This window comes from Actinomyces dentalis DSM 19115, assembly GCF_000429225.1.
Taxonomy (GTDB): Bacteria; Actinomycetota; Actinomycetes; order Actinomycetales; family Actinomycetaceae; genus Actinomyces; species Actinomyces dentalis.
The window spans coordinates 22006-42393 of the sequence record NZ_AUBL01000030.1; the positions used below are offsets into that span (position 1 = coordinate 22006).

The window sequence follows — 20388 nt, forward strand, 5'->3', positions numbered from 1 at the left end:
GCCACCGCCCCGACCACGGGGCGGTGCGGGTCCGCCGGCGGACCCGCGGGGCGCGCCGGCGGCCCGAGCGAAGATCACAGATGAGTAACATGTCTCCGGCCGCTTCGGAATCCCCGGTCTTCTCCCTAGGATCGTCCCCGTGACCACGTCCCTTCCCCTCGCCGCCCCTGCGGCACCGGCAACCGGCGCACCGTCCCTTGACGTCGCACCGGGCTCCGTGGTCCGGGTGCGCGATGAGGACTGGCTCGTCACCCAGGTCTCCATGACCTCCGACGGCACGCTGGTGACAGTGCAGGGCCTGTCCGAGCTAGTCCGGGACACCGCGGCGCAGTTCTCCGCCGGCATCGACCGCATCGTCCCGGTGGACCCGCGCCGCACCCGCGTCATCGCCGACACCTCCATCCGCCACCGGCTCTCGCGCCTGTGGCTGGAGGCGACGCTGCGCAAGACGGCGCTACCGGCGAGCTCCACGGACCTGGCCGTCGTCGGCGACGTCCTGGCAGACCCCCTGGCCTGGTGACCGGCGACGTGGCCTCGGAGGGCGTCTCAACCTGCACGCCCAGTGTCACGAGCTCATCCACTACGACATCCCCTGGTCGCTGATCCGCATCGAGCAGCGCAACGGCCGCATCGACCGCTACGGCCAGAGCGTCTCCCCGCAGATCACAACCCTGCTGCTCGACCCGTCGGACCCGCGCTTCTCCGGCGACGTGCGGGTGCTCACGCGCCTGATGGAGAAGGAGGACCAGGCGCACCGGGCCCTGGGGGACGCCGCCTCCCTCATGGGCCTGTACTCGGGCGAGAAGGAAGAGGCGGCGATCCGCGAGGCGCTGCAGGCGGGCAGGACATCGACGACGTCGTCCCCGACGCCGACGACGCATTCGCCCTGGACCCCATGGCCGCCCTGTTCGCAACCCTCACGGGCACGGCCGAGGCCAGGGGCGACGCCGCCGGCAAGCCCGCCGGTCCCGACAACTCTGCCGACCCCACCGGCCCCGCTCGGCCCGGCGCTCCGACCGCCTGGCGGACAGGGCGAGCCGGGCTCTGATGTCCTTGACGCTAGCGCACGAATCATGCCGGAGTCTCGTTGTGCGAGACGGCTCACTTCATGCGGTGGCCCGTTCCCACGGCTCGACGGGCCCGTCAACGACGACGAAGAGCGGGTGGGGCGCCGCCCGGTCAAGGTGAGCGAGCCACTCGGGGGCGCGCACACTCACCTTGCGCCGCAGGTGCTCGAGCTCGAGGGCGAGCTGTCCGGTGGTGACCGTGAGGCTGCCGTCGGGTGCGGGCCGGGCGAGGACGAGCTCACGGCGGAAGCGGTAGCCGCGGCGGTCGGCCTCGTCGGCCAGGCCGTGAAGGTAGGCGGAGATCAGCGCACCGGGTGCGGGCGCGGGGGCACCGGGCGCGGTGCTGGTGCCGTCCCGGAAGCGCACGAGCTGGGGATGGTGGCGGTAGCCGGTGGTCTGGCCCCGCAGGACCTTCTGGGCGAGCAGGGCCTCACGCCACCCGGCGATGAGGGCGGCCCTGTCGAGCAGGCTCGGGTGCAGGCTCCACAATCTCATGGGTTCTCCTGCGCGGGGTCACAGGGTGTGTGCGGGCGTCGCCGTGACCCGCCGCCGGGGACCATCAGTACACGACGACGTAGGTCCCCGAGGGGATGTTGTCGTGAATCCACTTGGCATCCTCGATCCGCATGCGCACGCACCCGTGGGAGGCGTGCCCACCCAGGGTGCCGTCCTTGATCGTGTAGGTGCCCTGGTAGTAGAGGACGGAGTGGAAGAGGTAGTCGCCGTGGAACTGGGTCCACCAGTAGGCCGTGTACCCGGAGCCGAAGGAGCGTCCGCGAGATCCGATGGCGAAGGTGCCGCGCACGGTCGGCGTGGCGGGGGCGCCGACGGAGCAGGGCCAGTCGTGGTGGGGCTGCCAGGCGCCGTCGCGCCAGTAGAAGGACATGCAGTGCGGGGCACTGGTGTCCACGACGAGGAGGTAGTTCGTCGGGCTGTACAGGGTGCGCGCGTACTCCCAGTCGGCGGCGAAGCTATCACGGTCGCTGACCCAGAAGCCGTCCCAGGCGTCGAAATAGTTCCAGTGTCCGCCGATGCCCAGCCATCCAGTGGCCATGGCGCCGCCCTGCACGGGGTCGAGGTAGTACCAGTCACCGAGGTGCAGCCAGCCCTGGGTCATGGCGCCGGTGTTGGACAGGTGGTACCAGTGGGCGCCGTCGTGCAACCATCCGGTGGCCATGGCACCAGTGCTGTGGAAGTAGAACCAGGCGCCGCCCACACTCTGCCACCCCGTCGCCATGGCGCCACTGGAGTCGAGGTAGAACCAGGTGGAGCCCTCACGCAGCCACACCGAGGACATCATGGCGCCGGTGGAACTGAAACGGTACCAGGTGCCGTCCACGCGCTGCCAGCCGGTGGCCATGGCACCGGTGCTGTGGAAGTAGAACCAGGCGCCGCCCTCAACCAACCAACCGGTGTGCATGACTCCGAAGGAGTCCAGGTAGTACCAGTTGGCGCCGTCACGCTGCCAGCCGGTGCGCACGCCGTAGTCGGAGGACAGGTACCAGCGGCCCTCGGCGTCGCGCCACCAGCCCCGTGCGACGTGACCGGTGGCGTCGAAGGCGTAGGTGGTGCCGTCGATCTCCTTGACCTGGTTGGTCACGGCACTGCCGTCGACGTCGACGTACTTCCACCCCGCCGCGTCACGCACCCACGTGCCGGTGGCGGGCTGCGGGGCGGGAGGCGCTTCTGCCGGCGCAGGCTCGGCGGCCGGGTCAGCGGCCGACTCGGCGTCGGGGTCGGCGGTCGGGTCGGCAGCCGGTGAGGTCGTCGGCTCAGCCGGGTCCTCGGCAGCCGCGTCGGCCTGCGGTGCGGCGGGCGTGGGCGCCTCGGCGACGTCGACACCTGGCTTGGCGGGCGTCGTATAGGTGGACGGCTCCGGGGAGGAGGCGTCGGAGGGCGTGTCGGCGACGGCGGGAGACACCGCGCCCAGGGCCAGGGCCAGCAGTGCTGCAGCTGGAAGCGCTAAGCCACGAAGAGATCTACTCATCTCGTTCTCCTGCGTTGGAGCGGCGACAAGGACGCTGAGGATCGGCGCGCTCCCCAGGGTACTCGCCGCCCCGTCATGACATGCCCCGTCCAAGGCTTCTGCGGGCCGGGTGGGGCGGGGCGAGGCCGACAGCGGCGACCACCCCTCGACGCCGAGGACCCCACTTCGCCCGCGCCATCACCACCCGGGCTCGAGTCGGCCCACCCCGAACTCGCGGGCGCCCTGGTCTTCGCCGTCTACGCCCAGACCAGTCGGCACGCCGTCATGGTCAAGTACGAGCACGCCAACCTAGTCCTGTGGACAGCTGGCGCGGAGCCCTGCTTGTGGAGCCCGGCTCGTCGCACCAATCCGGGGATCGAGCCGCGCACACGCGGCCCGGCGACCGGAGACCCCCGGCTCAGGGCCCTCCCCGCGAGCCGACACCGGACCCGAATCGGACACCGGGCTCGCGCACGATGTCCAAATCTGTTGCAAAGGCGCCCGCGCACCCCACGCACTGCCGACAGAACCGCGGAATCATGCGGTTTCACCTCGACCACCCGGACCCCGCAGCGGCCTTTGCAACAGATTTGGACAACCCACCGCCCCCCTCGACCATCCACAGCCCGGCGGCCCGCGGCCCGCGACCCCCAACGAGCCCGGACGTACCCGCCGCGGCGGGCCTGCCCGACGTGCTCGACACAGTCCTCGGGCAGAGTCGCCCGGACATCCACCTCGACCTCGGACTCGGGCAGACCGGCCAGGTGGGCGATCGCCTCGCGCATCTCGTCCTCAACCTGATCGAGGCGCCGCACCTGGGAGACTGCGCCCACGTCGGGGCCTCCAGCACCCACCAGTCGCCGCGCCCCCGTTCGGCCGTCACCGTGAATATCCGAGTCATCGCCACCACCCCTTTCTGACTTGGCGAGAGTTCGACCGCCCGGGCGAGACGGGCGAGTAGGAGTCTTCGCGGGCCGACTTCCGCCGTGGAGTCCCCGCCTCGACGAGCTAGACGATCCAGTCCCGCACCCAGCGGAGCACATCGGCGAGGGCATCGGCCTCGACGGCGCCGATGCGCCCAACGAGTCGAGCCCGGGAGATCGTGCGGACCTGCTCGGTCATGGCGAAGGAATCCCGCGGAAGACCCGCGCCGCCGGGGATTCGCACGTGGTTCGGCCAGTGCCGGTCGACGGAGGTCACCGGCACTGTCACGACGAGCATCGTCACAGCGTCGTGATACCGGGCGTTGGAGATGACGAGCACGGGGCGACGCCCCGCCTGCTCCCGCCCGACGGACGGGTCGGGCGCGGCCCACCACAACTCGCCGGTTCGCGGTTGAGGCGTCAGTTCCACGCGTCCGACTCCCAGTCCGCGAGCTCGGCGCGGTAGAGCTCGTCCGGCGGGTTGGCCTCCATTGCCGCCTTGAGCGCGGTGAAGCGCGACTCGCGCTCGGCGAGCGCCGTCATCCGACGGATCGCGACATCAATGGTCACGCCCTGGCGCTCCGCGAGCGCGCGGACTCCGTCACGGGTGCTGGTCTTGACCTTGATGGTCGTCATCCTGGACATGACATGAGTATGCCTTCATTGGATACTCGTACGCATTCGCCGCGGCTCCGAGACCATCCCCTCCACTCGAAAGCGCCCTCCGGGGCGCCCCACTGGGACACGTGCCCGGACGGGTTGCCTCCGCCACCGAGGGCCTTCCGCGAGTGGGCGGGCTTCATGCCCCGCCCGGACGGATCGCCCCGCGCCCGAGGGCCTCGCCGGTCTCCGGGTCCCACAGGCGGCGCACGCCCGCGACCGTCGTGGCGATGAGGGTCCCCTCGCCCGCGCCCACGAGCTCGACGCCGGCGCGCGGGCCCCGGAAGTCGACGTAGGACAGCCACCGGCCGGCGCCGTCCCACACGTGGACGGTGCAGTCGCCCGCCACCGTGGCGATCCGGGGCCCGTCCCGGCGGGTCCAGGTGAGGATGGTGTGCGGGCTGGACTGCTCGGTGTCCACCCGGACGCGGACCCCGCCGTCGGCGTCCAGCAGCCACAGCCGGTCGTCGCGGTCCGTGACCGCCAGGGCGCGTCCGCCGTCGGCGGCGGTGTAGGCCGCGGCGGTGGCCGGCGACGGCGGGTCGGGCGGGAAGGGCCCGGGCAGCTCGGGGTCCCACACGAGGATGCTGTCGCCGACGGCCGTCACCAGGCGGACGGCGCCGTCGTTCCGGTGCCACACGGCCAGCGCCTCCGCCTGCGGCTGCAGGCGGTCCGGGTCGCGGAAGCGGCGGGGCAGTCGCCGCCCGGTGGCCGGATCCCACACCACCAGGCTCCGGGGTCCGCCCTCCGCGAGGACGGCGGCCAGGCGGGGCGTCCCGTCCGGCGCCCTCCAGGTCCCCAGGGCCGGGGCGTACCCGGAGTGGCCCTCGTCGGCCACGAGCGGCTCCCCGACCCGCCGCCCGGTGACCGGGTCCCACATCCGCACCACCTCGTCGCTCATCGAGTGGATGAACCCCGCATACCCTTCGCCGGTGACCAGGCGCGGCCCCGCATCGGCGTCCTCCCACACGGCCAGCACGGTGCACTCGTCCACGGCGTCGGTCAGCTCCGGCCCGACCGGCTCCCCGGTGACGGGGTCCCACACGCGGACGCCGCCCGCCGCCTCGCGGAGCGGGTCGATCGGGTCGGGACTCGCCGAACCGGGACTCACCGGGCCGGAGACCATCGGGTTGGGGCTCTCCGGGCCGGGGCTCACCGAACCGGAGACCGCGATGCGCAGCCGCCCGGAGCGGGTGAGGTAGCCGACCAGATCGTTGGCGGCGCACCCGGCGCGGAAGGCGCACGTCCGCCGGCCGTCCTCGGGGTCGTGCACCCGCACCGCCCCGTCGTCGCCGGCGGCGGCCAGCCACTGCCCGCCGCCCGGAGCGGGGACGGCGGCGAGGGCGGCGACGGGGCCGGGCGCGACCCGGAAGCCCCCGACACGCCCGCCCCGCTCGTCCCAGATCCGCACCGCGCCGTCGGCCCCCGCCGTCGCCAGGCGGTCGGGGCGCTCGGCGGTCCGACGGCGCAGTCCGGCCACGGCGGTCACCCGCGGGTGGTCGAGCGCGATCCCGGGCGCGTCGTCGAGCAGGGAGCGCAGCCCCACCGCGCCCTCGACATCGAGGACGGCCAGCCGGTCCCCGACGACGGCGAGCGCCCCCACGCACTCGGTCCCGGCGGCGAGCCGGACGTGCGGGTCGGTCACGGGCCACCACCAGGAGGGGAGCCGCGCCAGGAGCGCGTCGCGGGCGCGCGCCCAGCGGGGCGCGCACGGCTCCCCGCGCGATTCCCCGGGGGCGGGCGCGCCGCCCCGGCCGTCGTCGGGGGCCCGGGCGCTCATGCGGAAAGTGTAGGCGGCGCCGGACCGGGCGGGCGGCGCGGACCCGCGGGCCGCCGTCGCGCGGGCCGAGGCGGCGCCGGACCGGGCGGGCGGCGCGGACCCGCGGGCCGCCGTCGCGCGGGCCGAGGCGGCGCCGGGCCGCGCGGACAGCCCCTCGAAGGAGCCCCCGCCGCTACTCGAAGACGCCCTCCAGGACTCCCCACTGGAGCACGTGCCCGGACGCGGCCCGCCAGAAGCGGCGCGAGCCCGCCGAGGCCGGGCACTCCAGCGGGGCGTCGAGCGCCAGGACGAGCAGGGAGTAGCGGTGGCTGGTCCCGCGCGGCGGCTTGGGGCCGCGGTAGCGGTGCAGTCCGTAGCCCCGGCCCTGGACGGCCCCGTCGCGGGTGGTGCGCCCCGGCGGCAGCCCGCCCCCGATGACCGGTCCGGCCGGCAGGTTCCACACGAGCCAGTGCGTCATGGTGCCCAGCAGCGGGTGCGTCTCGTCGGTGAGGACCACCGCCAGGCGCTCGGCGTCCTGCGTGAGGCCGTCGAGCCGCAGCTCGGGGGAGGCGTCGGCGCCGCGGCCGGTGTGCCCGGGGAGGAACCGGCCGTCCCCGTCGATCCCGGGGGAGGACACGCCCAGCCCCGGCGAGCCGCTGACGCGCCCCTCCCACGAGGGCTTGCTCCGGTCCCATCGTCTCAGCATCCTCCGCCTCCTCAAGTGGCCGCCAGCGTGCACGGCCCATCGTAGGGACCGCGCACGGCGCGCCGCAAAGGATGTCGCGCCGCCCCGTCGCCCCGCGCCGATCGGGCGCGGGCGCCCTCGGCCAGGGCCGATCGGGGATCGGACGACCGGGGCCGGTGCTGCGGGGGCGCTCAAGGACGCGCTCGTGCCTTCGCGGGTCGGGCGGCGGCGGATGGCGCCGTGGGGCTTCAGAAGGGGAGGTTCGGCAGGAGCGAGCCGAGGTTGATCAGGATGTGCAGGACGGCCGAGCAGTACAGATTGCGGCCGCTCTTGACGTATACGACGCCGAGGATGATCCCGGTCGCGCGCAGGAGGGAGTCCGACAGCAGGAATCCCGCCACCGTGGCGACGTATGCGCCGATGCCGCCGACCAGCACGACGAGCGCAGTCCTGCGTTTGCGCGCCGCGATCCGCCGCACCGGAGGCGGGCGGGTCACGAATCGGGCGGTGCAGCGCGTTCCCGCGCGGGGAGCCGCGCGGACCGGGGTCGGAGCCCGGGCTGGGGCCGGAACGCCCCCATGAGGACGGTCACCAGCAGCAGCTGGATCGCGCCGACCCCGCCCCACAGGGCGTGGGGCCACATGAACACCCCGAGCACGAGGCACTCCCCGGCGATCCAGCCCAGCATGACCAGCCCGGCCAGGGCGTGGACCGCGGGCAGCCACCGGGGCGCGCGCAGGTGCACGACGGCGGCGGCCCACTGGAAGCCGCCGACGACCACCCCGAGCAGCACGGCCGCCAGCGCGTACCGGCCGGCGAAGGCCGTGCCGTCCAGGAGGAACGCGAAGTAGTGGGGGGCCAGGAGCAGCTCGACGAAGCCGACGAGCGTGGACAGCCCCTGGAACACCGCCAGTCCCAGCAGCAGGCGGCGCACGCTCCTCATGTGGGACAACGGCGCGGCGCGGGTCGTCGCCGCGCCGACCGGCGCACCGGTGGCCGGCGCTGCGGCGGTGAGCGCGGTGTCGACGGGTGCGGCGGCGGCCGGCGCTGCACCGGCGACCGGCGCTGCGTCGGTGGCCGGCGCTGCACCGGTGGGCGCGGCGGCGGCCGGCGCGGGTCGCGGGTCTTGGGTCATTCCGGGCCCCCTCGGTAGGCGGATGACCGCCAGCCTAATGGGCGGCGCCCCGGGACAGGACACCGCTGCGAGTCGAACCGATAGCGTCGACTCATGAGTGTGAATTACTGCTCCTCCCGGCCCTCGACCGCCCAGCTGGAGGCGCTGTACTCCGGCGTCGGGTGGAGCCTCTACCTGGCGCCGGGCCTGCTGGACGCCTGCCTCGACGGCTCCCTGTGGTTCGAGACGGCGTGGGCGCCGTCGGACGCGGAGTCGAGTTCGGGCGAGGAGCCGCCGGAGTGGCCGGACGGGCGGCCGGGCGCGGGCCCGGCCGTGGAGCAGGGCGAGAGATCGGGCATGAGCCCGGGGGAAGGACCGGGCGCAGGGTCGGGCGGGGGGCGACGGCTCGTCGGCCTCGTGCGGGTCGTCGGCGACGGCGCCTCCATCGCCTACGTCCAGGACCTGCTCGTCCACCCCGACTGGCAGCGCCGCGGCATCGGCGCCCGCCTGCTGCGCGACGCCATGGAGCGCTTCGCCCGCGTGCGCCAGTTCCTCCTGCTCGCCGACGACGCCCCCGCCCCGCGCGCCTTCTACGAGGCGATGGGCCTGGGCCCCGTGGGCGAGGGTCACTGCGTCGCCTACATGCGGCGCGGCGCGGCGGGCGCCTGACCGGCGCGCCGACGGGGGACGACGCCGCTGCGCCGTCGGACCCGAAGCGCGCGGCGCCCGGGCGGGACCCTGGGCGTGGCGGTGAGGTGAGTCGTGGAAGACCCGAAGCGCGCGGCGTCCGGACGGGACCGCCGCGGCCCGGACGCTCAGGAGCTCAGGCGCGCCGTACCGGGCTCAGGCGCGCCGCAGTGCGGCGTTGATCTCGCGGGCCAGCCCCTCGGGGTCCTCGACGGACAGGTACAGGGCCGTGTACTCCTCGTCGTCGAGGGTGATGACCAGGACGGACTCGAAGCCGGAGACGTTCCAGAACTGCTTGGTGCCGTCGGTGTGGAAGGTGCCGACCAGCTTGTTGGGCAGCCCGAGGGCGGGGCCGCGCACGCCCTTGGGCTCGCGCTTGAGGCCGGGGTCGAAGGTGGCGCCGCGCACGTGGGCGAGCGGGTAGGCCAGGCGCGAGCGGAAGCCGAAGATCTTGTCCAGGCCCCGGGGCTCGATGATGATCTCGGCGGGGGTCCCGGCGGGCTCCAGGGTGACGGTGTTGCGGTTGGCGGACATGATTCGCTCCTGAGACGAGTGGTGCGGATGAGGGGTCAGAGGTCGGCGCGCGCCAGGAGGCGCTCGCCGAGGTCGGTGGCGCTCACTCCCGCGCGGCGCAGCGCCCGGCCGATCTCGTCGGCGAGGGCGTCGTCGTCGGGCGCGAGCTCCATGAGGGAGACGAGGACCAGGTCGAGCGCGCCGGGCGCACCGGCTGGGCCGGCCGGGCTGGTCGGGCCGGGTTCGCCGGCTGGGCCGGCCGGGCCGGATCCGGACTCGGGCGCACCGGCCCCGCCAGCCGGATCAGCTCCGTCGGGCGCACTGGTCGGGCCGGGCGCGGATCCGGGCCCGAGCGCGGCGAGCGCCCCGCTGAGGCAGCGCTGGAACAGGCCGTCCTTGGAGCCGAAGGCCCCGTAGAGGCTGGCGCGCCCGACGCCGGTGGCGCGCACGAGGTCGTCCACGCTCGTGGCGGCGAAGCCGCGGCGGGCGAAGACGGCGGAGGCGGAGGCGACGACGTCGGACTCGGAGAAGGCTCTGGGGCGTCCCATGGGATTTAGACTAGTCGTTCCAGAATGATCGGTCAAGAACTTTTTCGCCGGTGCGTCCCCGAGACCCGCCCCCCGCCCGCCCGGGCGCCCGCCGAGTGGTGCGCAGCCGGCGGATGAACTGGTCCACGGCCCCCGCCCGCCCGGGCGCCCGCCGAGGACGTCGGCGGCCGCGGCAACACGGGCGCCGCCAGCCACCCTCGGCGGACCGCACCCCTCAGCGAGCCGCGGTCAAGAGCGGGCGGTCAGGAGCAGCTCGCGCGGCAGCATGTCGATGCGCTGCTCGGCGACCGTCCAGCCGACCCGCTCGAAGGCGGCCGCCATGGGCGCGTTCGTGACGTCGGCGTCGGCCACGAGGCTGCGGCAGCCGACCTCGACGAGCGAGCGCGTGGCGAGCTCGAGCAGCCGCTGGCCGTAGCGGCGGCCCCGGTGCCCGTGGCCCACCCCCACCAGGAGGACGTAGCCGGACCCTCCCGGCCCGCCGATCCAGGACACCAGGCCCACGGGCTCGGGGCCGTCGTCGTAGGCCAGGCGCAGGCACTGCCAGGGGTCGGAGGCGAGCAGGTCGCGGACGGCCTTGCGCGCCGCCCGCTCCAGGCCGACGCGGGCGGTGAGCGTCCGGTCGGCCACGTCGAGGCTGCCCACGAGCACGTCCCTCACCGCGGGCTCGAGGCGCGGATCGTCCGGTCCGGCGAGGGGCTCCAGGCGCAGCGGGCAGTCGGCGGGCGGCGCCGCCAGGCCCGGGTGCGGGGCGAGGTCGTAGTGGTGGCGCTCCACGAGCAGGTCCCAGCCCGCATCGCGCAGGGCCCGCACCCACGGCCGCAGCTGCGGGGAGTCGACTCCCGCGCCCGGCGGGGCGTAGAGGCAGGCCTCGGGCCACTCCTGGTCTCTCACGCCGGCCGTGGCCGCGGCGACGACGGCGGTCAGCGCCGCCTCGTCGTCGGCGCCGAAGAAGTCGAGCACGGTCTGGGTGCCCGCGAGGAGACCGGCGACGACGGCCCGGGGCTCACCCCCGTCCCCGACGGCGGCCCAGACCAGGTCGGGGCGGCGGAAGTCACCTCCGGCGAAGGCCCGGGAGAGGCCGTCGGGGTCGCGCTGGCGCCGTTGGGTCGGCGAGTCCACGAGGAGCGGGACGCGACGGAGGATGTCGATGGCCGCTTCGACGTCGGCCGGCTGGATAATGGTGAAGGTCATGGGAGTTCCTGATCCTGCGGCCTCAGCCGCGGTCGGGGAACCGGCCTCCGCGGGAGGCCGGAGACGGCGGTGTCATGGGACCTCACTTTTCTGTCGTCGGAGTAGGGCAGGAGCACGGTACCAGGCGGGGTGACGCCGATCAACGTGCGGTCGGGGCCCTGTGCGACCAGGCCCTTGCGCGGTCGGCCCAGCCGTCCTCGGGGGCCGGGTGCGGTCGTCGGGGGCCGGGGGTAGCGGCCCCCGGATCCTCGCCTCGCCGGAGCACCCCGGGTGTCCCATGAGTCCCATGCGCCCCATCGGGGCCGGAGTTCGGGGCGCTCGTTCAATCTACCGGAGGGTCGGTTGTCCAAATCTGTTGCAAAGGCCCCGATCGGGCCGGAGCTCCGGAGGAGAATCGTTGGTATTCCGCGCTTTTCTTCGCCGCTGATCCCGTCGCGGAGCGCCTTTGCAACAGATTCGGACACGTCCCCGCCCCGGACCGCCCCAGGAGCCCCACCCGCACCACCCCGTGCCCGCCCATCCCGGCCGGTGACCGGAGCCGTCCCGGCCGGTGACCGGAGCCGTCCCGGCCGGTGACTGGAGCCGTCCCGGCCAGCCGGCGCGCGCCGGACCCCGGGAGCGAGTCACCGCCCCCGGCCCGGGGAGCATCGCGGCCCGGCATCCCACCGGCCCGCCGAGTCACGCCCGCCCCAGCAGGAACTCCCACTCGCGCCGGATGAGGCCGCCCTCGACGTCGAAGACGTCCAGGGAGCGCTCGCCGTCGTCGTTGACCAGCAGGGTCACGACCCGGCCGCGCCCGCGGTCGACCGTCATGTCGAGGCAGGAGAAGGCGGTGCCGGTGCCGTCGTAGGCGGCGGCAATGGCGGCCAGGTAGTCCTCGCGCCCGACGATCCTGCGCTCCGCGCCGTCGTCGACGAGGGTCCACTCCACCCCGGGGTGGAGGAGGCTCGCGTAGGCCGCCCAGTCCCGGGCGTTCTCCGCGGCGAAGAAGCGCTCCAGGAGTCGTTCGAGCCCATCGCCCGAATCCGACGCGCAAGTTCTCATGGTTCCCACCCTACGGCGGCGGCCCCGCGGTGTCGCACGGCGCGGCCCACGGCCGACGCCCACCCCCTGCGACAATGAGCGCATGCCCGGTGGAGGCGGGGTCGTTGAGGATCGCCGGCTCACCCCCTGCGACAATGGGCGCATGTTCCCGGGAGTGATTCCGTTCATCCTCATCGCCGCGGCCGTCATCGCGCGCGCCGTCGTCTCCATCCGCCGCGATCCGCGCAGGCCCGCCAACGCCCTGTGGCTGACGGGGGCCCTCATCGCGGCGTGGATGCTGGTGGCGGTCCTCTCGAGGGGGTCGGACCCGTTGACCGGGCTGGTCTTCTTCCTCGCGCTCCTGGCCCCGTTCCTCGTCCTGGTCCTCATCGTGGTGCTCATCGCCAACGGCGTCGTCACGTGGCGCCGCGAGGGGCGCAGTCTCGCGAACCTCCTGTCCCTGCTGGCGGGCGCGGGCCTGGCGGGGGTCGTGGCGCTGTGCATCGCCTCGGTCGTCCTGGCGCGCTCGCTGCCGTGGCTCGTCGCACTGGCGCTGGCGGTCGTGTTCGCCTGCGCCTGGATCGGCTTCCTCCTGCTGGCCGATCTGCTCTACGCCTGGGTCTACCCGCGCCTGTGGCGGCGGCCGAGGCCGGACTTCGTCGTCGTTCACGGCTCCGGCCTGGTTCAGGGGAAGGTGGCCAGGCTCTTGGGCACGCGCGTCGAGGTGGGCATCGCCCGGTGGCGGGCGGCCGGCGGCGAGCGCATCCCCCTCGTCCTCTCCGGCGGCCAGGGGCCCGACGAGCCCCGCTCCGAGGCCTCGGCCATGGCGGAGTACGCGATGAGGTTCGGCGTCCCCGCCTCCGCGATCCTCCTGGAGGAGCGCTCCCGCACCACGCGCGAGAACCTGGAGTTCACCCGCGAGCTCGTGCACGAGCGGCTGGGCGAGTCGGCCCGCGGCGTCGCCGTGACCAGCGACTACCACGTGCTGCGCACGGCGGCCCTGGCCCGGGACGTGGGCCTGGACGTCCAGGTCGCACCCGCCCACACCGCCCTGTACTTCCGCATCAGCGCCTTCCTGCGCGAATTCGTCGCCATGCTCGCCCGCCACCGCCTCGCCAACCTGGTGGTGCTGGCCGTCGTGTGCCTGCCGCTGCCGCTGATCATGATCTGGGGGCTCCTGCTGCACGGTTGAGACGACGGCGGGGGCGGCGCCGCATCGGGACGGCCGGCGGCGCCGGCGGGCCGGGTCAAGCCCGCCGGAGCGCCTCCCACGTGTAAACGCGCTCGTCACGACCCAGGCGCATGAGCGTCAACGCGGGGGCGGCGTCGACCCCGTCCGGGACGGCGTCGAGCACCGGCGCGAGCGCCCCGACCAGCGGGCGCGGATCCATCGGCCCGTTGAAGTAGCACAGGGAGGCGTGCGGCCAGAAATCGCCCCACTCGCGCGGGCCGAGCAGACGGTCGATGGCGGCCCGCTGCGCCCGCGCCAGCGCCATCAGCCAGTCGCTCCTCTCCGCCACGAGCATGGCGCCCTCCAGACCGACGAAGAGATGCGTGAACCGCAGGACGGGGTCGTCCAGCGACGACCAGAGGGCGAAGACCTCGTCGGCGACCGCCTCGAGCCGGTCATCGGGGACCTCGCCGGCGAATCCGAGCCCGTTCATGGTCAGGTGGAGCCACGGCTCGGGCACCGAGTCAACGAGTTCGAAGCGCTCGAGGACCGGGCGGACCGAGCGGGCGAGCCCCCGGACGGCGTCGGCCCGCTCCATGGTGAGGTGGAAGGTGCACATCCGCCTCCCGGGCGCCCAGCCAGGGCGCCAGTACCAGTGGCTGCGGGTCCGTCCGAGCTCGGGAGCCGTATCGATTCGCACGGGCCGATCATGTCACGGCGCCACGACCGTCCTCTCCGCCGGGACGCTCGCGAATCCCTGGCGGCGTGATCGAGCCGGAGGACCCGAAGACCCGAGAACGAGAACCCGACGCTCACGTATAATGCGGCGATCGGGGTCTCAGGCCCCGTTCCCGCCACCGTTCAGCGAAGGAGCTGTCGTGCCGCGTTCACCGGCCCTCACAAGACTCGCCGCCCTGCTCGTCGCCCTGGCCCTGGCGGGATGCCGGGGCGGCACGACCCCGGCCTCCTCCGATGAGGCCGGAACATCCGCCGAAGCCGCCGCAACGGCGGCACAGGAGCCGACGGCGGCCCAGACCGAGGAGGAGAACGCCTCCGACGACGCCAGCGCCCGGACCCGGCCGCCGGCATCCGCATCCCCGGAGACCGCCTCGGCGGAGCCGACCACCGAGAAGTGCGCGACCATGACCGGCGCCGAGGCCATCTCGACGTGGGGGCCCCAGGTGCCGACATTCCGTAGCGAAAGTTACTGGCAGTGGGATCTCGACGGGGCCGACACCACCACCTACGACGCGTGCGCCGCGCTGTCCTGGGTGGTCCTGGAGATCCCTGGGAACACTGCCTCCTCCCCCTTCCAGATCATGTTGTTCCACCACGGTCAGTACATCGGCACGACCGCATCGAAACCGATCGGCTTCCCGCCCAAGGTGGTGCGCCTCGACGACGCCGCGATCCAGGTCGCCTACACCTGGCCCCGGGACGGGGAGTCGAACGCCGAGGCCAGCGGAAGGTCCATATCGATATTCACCTGGGACGACCGGACTCGGAGCGTCACGCACTCCGGGGAATGGCCCCCCGGTTTCACCGAGTAGCGCGCGCCGCAGCCCGCGGGCGCGCACCATGACGGGCGGCACGGACGGCGAGCGCGTCACGGCCCAGGCCCCGGGGCGTCGACGGGCCCCGCCCGGGCGGCGGCCCTGGCGGTGCGACCCACCCCGAGGACCTGGACCCGCACCGCCGCCTCCACCACGACGTCCTCCCCCGTCACGGCGCACGAGCTGAGTGCCGCCCCGTTGGCCCGGGCCACACCGCCCGCCACGGCGCAGGGGTCGGCGGGCGCCGTGATCGAGTTGAGCGCCGTCGCCCCGCCCAGAGCGGCCAGGTCCGCGGCGAGCCGCGCCCGACCGGCCGCGGCCTGCGCCCGGATGAGGGCGGCGACGCCGACCGCGAGCGCGAGCAGCACCCCGATGACGCCGAGGACCAGCACGGTCCCCGAGCCCCTCTCCCCCGCCGCCCGGCGCCGGGTCGCGGTCGGCGCGCTCATGGCCCGCTCGGCTCGGTGTAGGCGCAGGCGCGGCTGCGGGCCGTCAGTCCCAGTCCGCCGAGCGGGCCGGGCACGCGCCGGCTGGCGGTGACGCAGGTGAGCTCGCCCTGCTCGACCGCGAGGTCCACCGCTCCGCCGGCGCGGTTCGCCGCCCCGGCGAGGTCGGTCTGGCCGATGGCGGCGGCGCGGGCCGCCACGCGCGCGGCGTCGGTGACGCGCAGTTGGGTGACCCCGGCGCTCACCCCCGCCAGCACCATGAGGAGCACGAGGACGAGGGCGGGCATGGCCACGGCCAGCTCCGCCGTGGCCATGCCCGCCTCGCCGGCGGTCCGACGACGGCGCCCGCCCCGGGGCGGATGGGCGGCGGGCCGCGTCGGGCCCCGGGTCAGGCGGGCGGCGGGCCGCTGCGCCCGGCCCCGGGGCGGACGGGCCGGCTCGCACTCGGGCCCGCGCCCGGTCCGGCGTCGGCCCCGCGCCGGATCCCCCGGGCGGTTCCCTCGCCCGGCCCGCCCCCGCGGGCCGGGCCCTCCTCCAGTCCACATCACCGGCCTCAGCCCGCCGACAGGGCGGACTCGAGCAGCCTCTGCAGGACCCCGCTCAGGGAGCCGGAGCGGATGATCGCCAGCAGGAGCCCGGCGAAGGCCGCCGCGGCGAGGGTCCCGATGGCGTACTCGGCGGTGGCCATGCCAGCCTCCGCGTGCGGGTCGGGCGCGCCGTCGGGGGCGGGTCCGGCCCCCTGCGGGCCCGGGTGGGCCAGGCGCCAGGAACGGCGCAGGGTCCGCACGGTGTGCCTCAGCGTTGTCATGATTCCTCTTTCCGGGATCGGGAGCGCCGGACCTCGGTGTCCGACGTCGTCCGCGGGCGCGCGGCCCGCAGTCCCAGGGTGGACGCCGGCGGGCGCCTTGCGCATCCACCCCGTTCGAGCCCTGTGGACGACCCCTGAAGCCGGCGGCCCTGTGGTGACCGGCCCGCCCCGCCGCGCCGCGGTCGAGGCCCTCGACGGCGCCGGACCGGCCGCTTCGACCGATTCCGGCGAGGGGCGGAGGAGGAGCGCGGGGCGCGCGGGTCAGCCGCCGACGAGCTCGCGGATCTCCTGGGCGGTCAGCCGCGCCCGGCTCATGACGGCGCCCGCGGCCTCGTCGGCCGCCCCGGCGCCCTCGACGACGCGGTCGAAGAGCTCGGCCTTCTTCTCCTTCAGGTCCATCACCTTCTCCTCGATGGTGTCGGCGGACACGAGCCGGTAGACCATGACCGGCTTGTCCTGGCCGATCCGGTGGGCGCGGTCGACGGCCTGCTCCTCCACCTGCGGGTTCCACCACGGGTCGAGCAGGAAGACGTAGTCCGCCTCGGTCAGGGTCAGGCCGAAGCCGCCGGCCTTGAGGGAGATGAGGAAGACGTCCGCCTCGCCCGAGCGGAAGGAGTCGATGGCGCCCTGCCGGTCGACGGTGGCCCCGTCGAGGTAGGCGGTGCGCAGGCCCGCCGCCTCCAGGTGCTCGCGCACGCCGGTGAGGTAGCGGGTGAACTGGCTGAAGACGAGCGCCCGGTGCCCCTCGGCCACGACCGGCCGCAGGGTGTCGAGCAGCACCTCGATCTTCGCGGTGGGCCTGCGCCGCCGCGCCCGGCCCCCGCCCGGCGTCTTCGCGCCGCGCCCGCGCCCGCCGGGGCCCTTCGCGCCGCGCCCGCCCGGACCGGCGTCGGATCCTCCAGTCCCCCCGGTCTCGACGAGCGCCGGGTCCAGGGCCATCTGCCGCAGGATGGTCAGCGAGCGCAGGGCGGAGAAGCGCGCCTGGGCGGTGTCGGTCTCCAGCAGGCCCAGGACCTTCTGGCGCTCGCGGGCGAGGCGGGCGTCGTAGGCGCGCCGGTGCGCCGGGGGCAGTTCGACGGCGAGCACCTGCTCGGACTTGTCCGGCAGGTCGGCGGCGACCTCCTCCTTGGTGCGCCGCAGCAGGAAGGGGCGCATATGCGCTCTGAGCGCCTCCAGCCTGTCGGTGTCGCCCCGCTCGATGGGGCGCCGGTAGTGCTGGGTGAAGCGGTCGGGCCCGGGCAGCAGGCCCGGGGCGGACACGCTCAGCAGGCTCCACAGGTCCATGAGGGAGTTCTCCAGCGGGGTGCCGGTGATGGCCACGGCCGACGGCGCGCGCAGGCGCCGCACCGCCTTGTAGGTCGCCGAGGCGTGGTTCTTGATGAACTGGGCCTCGTCGAGCACGAGCCAGGACAGGTCGACGGCGACCAGCTCGTTCTCGTCCAGGCGCGCGATGGTGTAGCTGGTCACCAGCACGTCCGCCTGCGCGGCCTCCTCGGCGAAGCTGGTGCCGCGCTTGGCGGAGGTGCGGGTCACGGCCCGCACGCGCAGGTCGGGGCAGAAGCGCCCGGCCTGCTCCACCCAGGTGCCGACGACGCTCGTGGGGGCGATGACGAGCACCGGCCCGGGCCGCGGGGCGCCGGCCGGGCCGGCCGCGCCCGGAGCCGCGTCGGTCGGGCCGACGACGGCGGCCGGGTCGCCCGCGGCGGGCCCGGCCAGTTCCGCCCCGTCCGGCCCGGACGGGGCGACGACGTCGGTCGCGTCGCCGGCGTCGCCCGCGGCGTCGGGCTCGTCCGCCCCGGCCGGGGCGGCGGGCCCGACCAGTGCGACCGGCTCCGCCCCGCCCGCGGCCGGCCCCGCCGCGGCCCGCCGCTCCTCGAGCATGCGCTGGATGGCGGCCAGGATCTGGACGGTCTTGCCCAGCCCCATGTCGTCGGCCAGGATGCCGCCCAGCCCGGTCGAGCGCAGCAGGTCCAGCCACTGGTAGCCCTCCAGCTGGTAGGGGCGCAGGGTCGCGTTCAGCCCGGCCGGCGCGGGGATCTCCAGCGGGTCCGCGCCCGGCCCGGCGCCGGCGCCGTCGCCCCCGTCGTCGAGCGGCCGCAGGGCCAGCAGCCGCTCCACGTTCTCCCTCCAGCGCTGCGCGGTCCGCCCGACCACGCCCAGGGCCACCAGCTCGGCGTAGTACCCGGCCTGGAAGGCGCTCACGCGCAGGGCGTCGGGATCCTTGGGGTCCGGCTCGGCCAGCGCCCGCCCCTCCGCCATGAGGGCCGCCAGGCGCCGGATCTCGGGGCGGTCCAGGTCGATCCACGCCCCCGAGTCGAGCAGGACCGCCTCGTCCCCGTTGGCGAGCGCGGCCATGAGCCGGGCGATGGGGACCTGCTCGTCGCCGACCTTCACGTGCACCTTCAGGGAGAACCAGTCGGGGCGGTCCGCGTCCTCGTCGACGTCGGTGGTGACCAGCACCTCGCCGTCGGCCTCCCGGTAGTCGGGCACCTCCCCGACCACCTCCGTCTCGAAGCCCTCCATGTCCTCGAGCACCGGCAGGGTGCGGACCATGAAGTGGGCGGTGTCGATGCCCGACAGGCTGCGCCGCTTCCACAGCGCCCCGTGCTCGGCGGCCAGGGGCGCGAGGCGCGCGATGATCTCGTGCGCCAGGCGCCGCTCCCCGGCCAGGTCCCGGGGGGCGCGCGGCCCGCCGGACCCGTCAGATCCGCCGCCGGCCCGATCCGCCCCCGACGGCGCGGCAACGGTCCGACCCGCCCCCGACGGCGCGGCGGCGCGGCGGCCGACGGGCGCCCACACCCTGCCGCGGCGGGGCGGGGAGGCCTGCGGCGCCGGGGGGCCGCCCGCCCCGGCCTCCTCGGCGTCCAGGTCCCCCAGCACCTCCTCGCGGCGAACCTCGCCGTCGGAGGTGCGGTAGCGCATGAGCCACTCGGTGCGGGCGCGGTGCGCGGCGCCGTCGATCGTCACCCGCAGGACGGCGTGCAGGGCGGCGGGCTCGGGCAGGTCGATCCGCGGGTCGTGGATGACCACGGGCACGGCGCGGCTGAGGGGCTCGAGGTACTCGCTCTTGAAGCGCGGCACGTCCGACGGCGGGACGGTGATCCGCCGGGTCGTGTCCGCCAGGAGCCGGGCGAGGACCTCGCCGGGGGCGGGCTCGATCGGCATGAGGACGAGGCCGCCGTCGAGGCACTCGACGACGAACCCGTGGATGGGGCTGCCGATCCCGGCGATCGGGGGGTTGTCGGCGACCCGCCCCTCCAGGTCCGCCACGTTCTCGAGGTTGAGGGCCGGGGCGACCACGAGGGAGTCGTCCTGCGCGATCCGCAGGCTCACCCCGGCCCTGAGCCCCTCGGACACGCGCACCGGCCGCCCCCCGCGCTGCGCGGTGGTCAGCGCGAGCCCGGCCGCCACGCCGCGGCGCAGAGCCCCCCAGAAGCGGCGCGGGACGTCGTCGAGGGACACGCGGTCGTCGGAGTAGTAGAAGCTCCTGGGCACCATCCGCCCGATCTCCTGGACGGCCTGGAGGACGTCGTCGTCCACCTCCCCGTCGAGCCCGCCGCCCAGCACCTGGCTCCAGGAGGCGCCCTGGCGGTTCCAGCCGTTGCGGCCCCTGACGAGGGGCAGGAGGCTCAGCCCCCGCCTGCGGCGCGGCCAGTCGCCGGCCGAATCGTCCTGGCCGACCTCCAGGGCCATGGGGCGGGTGCTGCAGTCGTTCACGCGCAGCAGGTCGGCCAGCGCCCCCTCCCAGCCCGAGCCCGCCCTGACGGGGCCCGGGACCGCCTGGCGGCGGGCGGTCAGGAGCACGGCGACGGCGTGCTTGCAGTCGGTGCCGACCGGGCAGGAGCAGGAGCTGGTCCACACCGGGCGGGGGTCGTCGGAGGAGTGGCAGTAGACCATCGTCTGGTAGACGCGGCCGCCCGAGCCGCGCACCTGCCCGGTGAGGATGTCCCCTTCGGCGGAGATGTTGACGGAGCGGACGCGGCCCTGCCTGACGTAGCTGCGCCCGCGCAGGAAGGTCCGCTGGCCGACGCTCCCGATGATCTGGTCATCGCTCACGCGCGCGGGCCAGCCCTCCGAGGAGATCATGCGAACCATGGGCGCAGTCTAAGAGATCGCGTCATCGGGTTAGGACTTGCGGGTGGGATGCTGGTCTCAGCGGCGGGTGATCCAGGCGCGGTGGATGAGGTTCCTGATGGTGATGATGGTGCCGGCCGGGGCGGTGAACGCCTCGATCGCCCGGGTGCGCACCCCGGCGTGGACCCGGAGCCCGCGGG

General features: G+C 74.9%; 22 protein-coding genes. 5 read left to right on the top strand and 17 right to left on the bottom strand.

Annotated features, from left to right (window positions below; translation table 11 throughout):
• Positions 1 to 139: 139 nt before the first annotated feature.
• Positions 140 to 520 (top strand): hypothetical protein, encoded by a 381-nt coding sequence (locus tag G446_RS20970; RefSeq protein WP_026409752.1) that lies wholly within the window; start codon positions 140 to 142, stop codon positions 518 to 520.
• A 586-nt stretch (positions 521 to 1106) separates the two neighbouring features.
• On the opposite strand, the gene G446_RS0107900 is transcribed toward G446_RS20970, so the two are convergent.
• Positions 1107 to 1562, bottom strand: coding sequence for a pyrimidine dimer DNA glycosylase/endonuclease V (locus tag G446_RS0107900; protein WP_026409753.1), 456 nt, complete (start codon positions 1560 to 1562; stop codon positions 1107 to 1109).
• Positions 1563 to 1626: 64 nt separating this feature from the next.
• Positions 1627 to 3054 carry a L,D-transpeptidase family protein gene (locus G446_RS0107905; protein WP_026409754.1) on the bottom strand — a complete coding sequence of 476 codons (1428 nt, stop codon included), beginning with the start codon at positions 3052 to 3054 and terminating at the stop codon, positions 1627 to 1629.
• A 671-nt stretch (positions 3055 to 3725) separates the two neighbouring features.
• Here G446_RS0107905 and G446_RS0107910 point away from each other — a divergent pair.
• A complete protein-coding gene (locus G446_RS0107910) occupies positions 3726 to 3953 on the top strand; it encodes a hypothetical protein (protein WP_026409755.1) in 228 nt (75 codons plus the stop codon).
• 88 nt (positions 3954 to 4041) lie between these two features.
• Here the strand turns inward: G446_RS0107910 and G446_RS0107915 are convergent, their stop codons facing one another.
• The 6 genes from G446_RS0107915 to G446_RS20605 all read right to left on the bottom strand — a co-directional run bounded on the left by G446_RS0107915 (position 4042) and on the right by G446_RS20605 (position 8195).
• The gene (locus G446_RS0107915) at positions 4042 to 4386 is read right to left on the bottom strand and encodes a type II toxin-antitoxin system PemK/MazF family toxin (RefSeq protein WP_245574633.1); all 345 of its coding nucleotides are present in this window, start codon (positions 4384 to 4386) and stop codon (positions 4042 to 4044) included.
• Positions 4377 to 4592: a hypothetical protein gene (locus G446_RS0107920; RefSeq protein WP_245574634.1), complete on the bottom strand. Its 216-nt coding sequence runs from the start codon at positions 4590 to 4592 to the stop codon at positions 4377 to 4379. The genes G446_RS0107915 and G446_RS0107920 overlap by 10 nt, the downstream gene beginning before the upstream one ends.
• A gap of 163 nt (positions 4593 to 4755) precedes the next feature.
• Positions 4756 to 6396 carry a WD40 repeat domain-containing protein gene (locus G446_RS0107925; RefSeq protein WP_026409758.1) on the bottom strand — a complete coding sequence of 547 codons (1641 nt, stop codon included), beginning with the start codon at positions 6394 to 6396 and terminating at the stop codon, positions 4756 to 4758.
• A gap of 172 nt (positions 6397 to 6568) precedes the next feature.
• Positions 6569 to 7081: a YbhB/YbcL family Raf kinase inhibitor-like protein gene (locus G446_RS0107930; protein WP_051285770.1), complete on the bottom strand. Its 513-nt coding sequence runs from the start codon at positions 7079 to 7081 to the stop codon at positions 6569 to 6571.
• 227 nt (positions 7082 to 7308) lie between these two features.
• Positions 7309 to 7557, bottom strand: coding sequence for a hypothetical protein (locus G446_RS0107935; protein WP_156916575.1), 249 nt, complete (start codon positions 7555 to 7557; stop codon positions 7309 to 7311).
• A complete protein-coding gene (locus G446_RS20605; protein WP_211228268.1) occupies positions 7554 to 8195 on the bottom strand; it encodes a hypothetical protein in 642 nt (213 codons plus the stop codon). Before G446_RS20605 ends, G446_RS0107935 begins: the two co-directional genes overlap by 4 nt.
• Positions 8196 to 8288: 93 nt before the next feature.
• On the opposite strand from G446_RS20605, the gene G446_RS20610 reads away from it, so the two are divergent.
• Positions 8289 to 8843: a GNAT family N-acetyltransferase gene (locus tag G446_RS20610; RefSeq protein ID WP_211228269.1), complete on the top strand. Its 555-nt coding sequence runs from the start codon at positions 8289 to 8291 to the stop codon at positions 8841 to 8843.
• 174 nt (positions 8844 to 9017) lie between these two features.
• On the opposite strand, the gene G446_RS0107950 is transcribed toward G446_RS20610, so the two are convergent.
• The 4 genes from G446_RS0107950 to G446_RS0107965 form a co-directional block, all read right to left on the bottom strand.
• Positions 9018 to 9395, bottom strand: a complete 378-nt coding sequence (locus G446_RS0107950) for a hypothetical protein (protein ID WP_026409761.1) — start codon at positions 9393 to 9395, stop codon at positions 9018 to 9020.
• A 35-nt stretch (positions 9396 to 9430) separates the two neighbouring features.
• Positions 9431 to 9922, bottom strand: coding sequence for a helix-turn-helix domain-containing protein (locus G446_RS18730; RefSeq protein WP_051285772.1), 492 nt, complete (start codon positions 9920 to 9922; stop codon positions 9431 to 9433).
• A 228-nt stretch (positions 9923 to 10150) separates the two neighbouring features.
• Positions 10151 to 11113 (bottom strand): GNAT family N-acetyltransferase, encoded by a 963-nt coding sequence (locus tag G446_RS18735; protein ID WP_051285773.1) that lies wholly within the window; start codon positions 11111 to 11113, stop codon positions 10151 to 10153.
• Positions 11114 to 11791: 678 nt separating this feature from the next.
• Positions 11792 to 12157, bottom strand: a complete 366-nt coding sequence (locus G446_RS0107965) for a nuclear transport factor 2 family protein (RefSeq protein WP_034469721.1) — start codon at positions 12155 to 12157, stop codon at positions 11792 to 11794.
• Between the two features lie 142 nt (positions 12158 to 12299).
• Here G446_RS0107965 and G446_RS0107970 point away from each other — a divergent pair, with 142 nt between their 5' ends.
• Positions 12300 to 13328 carry a YdcF family protein gene (locus tag G446_RS0107970; RefSeq protein ID WP_026409763.1) on the top strand — a complete coding sequence of 343 codons (1029 nt, stop codon included), beginning with the start codon at positions 12300 to 12302 and terminating at the stop codon, positions 13326 to 13328.
• A 55-nt stretch (positions 13329 to 13383) separates the two neighbouring features.
• On the opposite strand, the gene G446_RS18740 is transcribed toward G446_RS0107970, so the two are convergent.
• Positions 13384 to 14007: a 2'-5' RNA ligase family protein gene (locus G446_RS18740; protein ID WP_156916576.1), complete on the bottom strand. Its 624-nt coding sequence runs from the start codon at positions 14005 to 14007 to the stop codon at positions 13384 to 13386.
• Between the two features lie 178 nt (positions 14008 to 14185).
• Between G446_RS18740 and G446_RS16735 the strand changes: the two genes are divergently transcribed.
• Positions 14186 to 14857 (top strand): LppP/LprE family lipoprotein, encoded by a 672-nt coding sequence (locus tag G446_RS16735; RefSeq protein ID WP_034469724.1) that lies wholly within the window; start codon positions 14186 to 14188, stop codon positions 14855 to 14857.
• 56 nt (positions 14858 to 14913) lie between these two features.
• On the opposite strand, the gene G446_RS16740 is transcribed toward G446_RS16735, so the two are convergent.
• The 4 genes from G446_RS16740 to G446_RS19925 form a co-directional block, all read right to left on the bottom strand.
• Positions 14914 to 15309: an Rv3654c family TadE-like protein gene (locus G446_RS16740; RefSeq protein ID WP_034469725.1), complete on the bottom strand. Its 396-nt coding sequence runs from the start codon at positions 15307 to 15309 to the stop codon at positions 14914 to 14916.
• On the bottom strand, positions 15306 to 15620 hold the full coding sequence (locus tag G446_RS0107990) for a TadE family type IV pilus minor pilin (protein ID WP_026409764.1): 315 nt from the start codon (positions 15618 to 15620) through the stop codon (positions 15306 to 15308). The genes G446_RS16740 and G446_RS0107990 overlap by 4 nt, the downstream gene beginning before the upstream one ends.
• A gap of 239 nt (positions 15621 to 15859) precedes the next feature.
• Complete coding sequence (locus tag G446_RS0107995; protein ID WP_390884274.1) at positions 15860 to 16117, bottom strand: DUF4244 domain-containing protein; 258 nt, start codon at positions 16115 to 16117, stop codon at positions 15860 to 15862.
• A 258-nt stretch (positions 16118 to 16375) separates the two neighbouring features.
• A complete protein-coding gene (locus tag G446_RS19925) occupies positions 16376 to 20209 on the bottom strand; it encodes a DEAD/DEAH box helicase (protein WP_026409766.1) in 3834 nt (1277 codons plus the stop codon).
• Between the last annotated feature and the right edge of the window lie 179 nt (positions 20210 to 20388).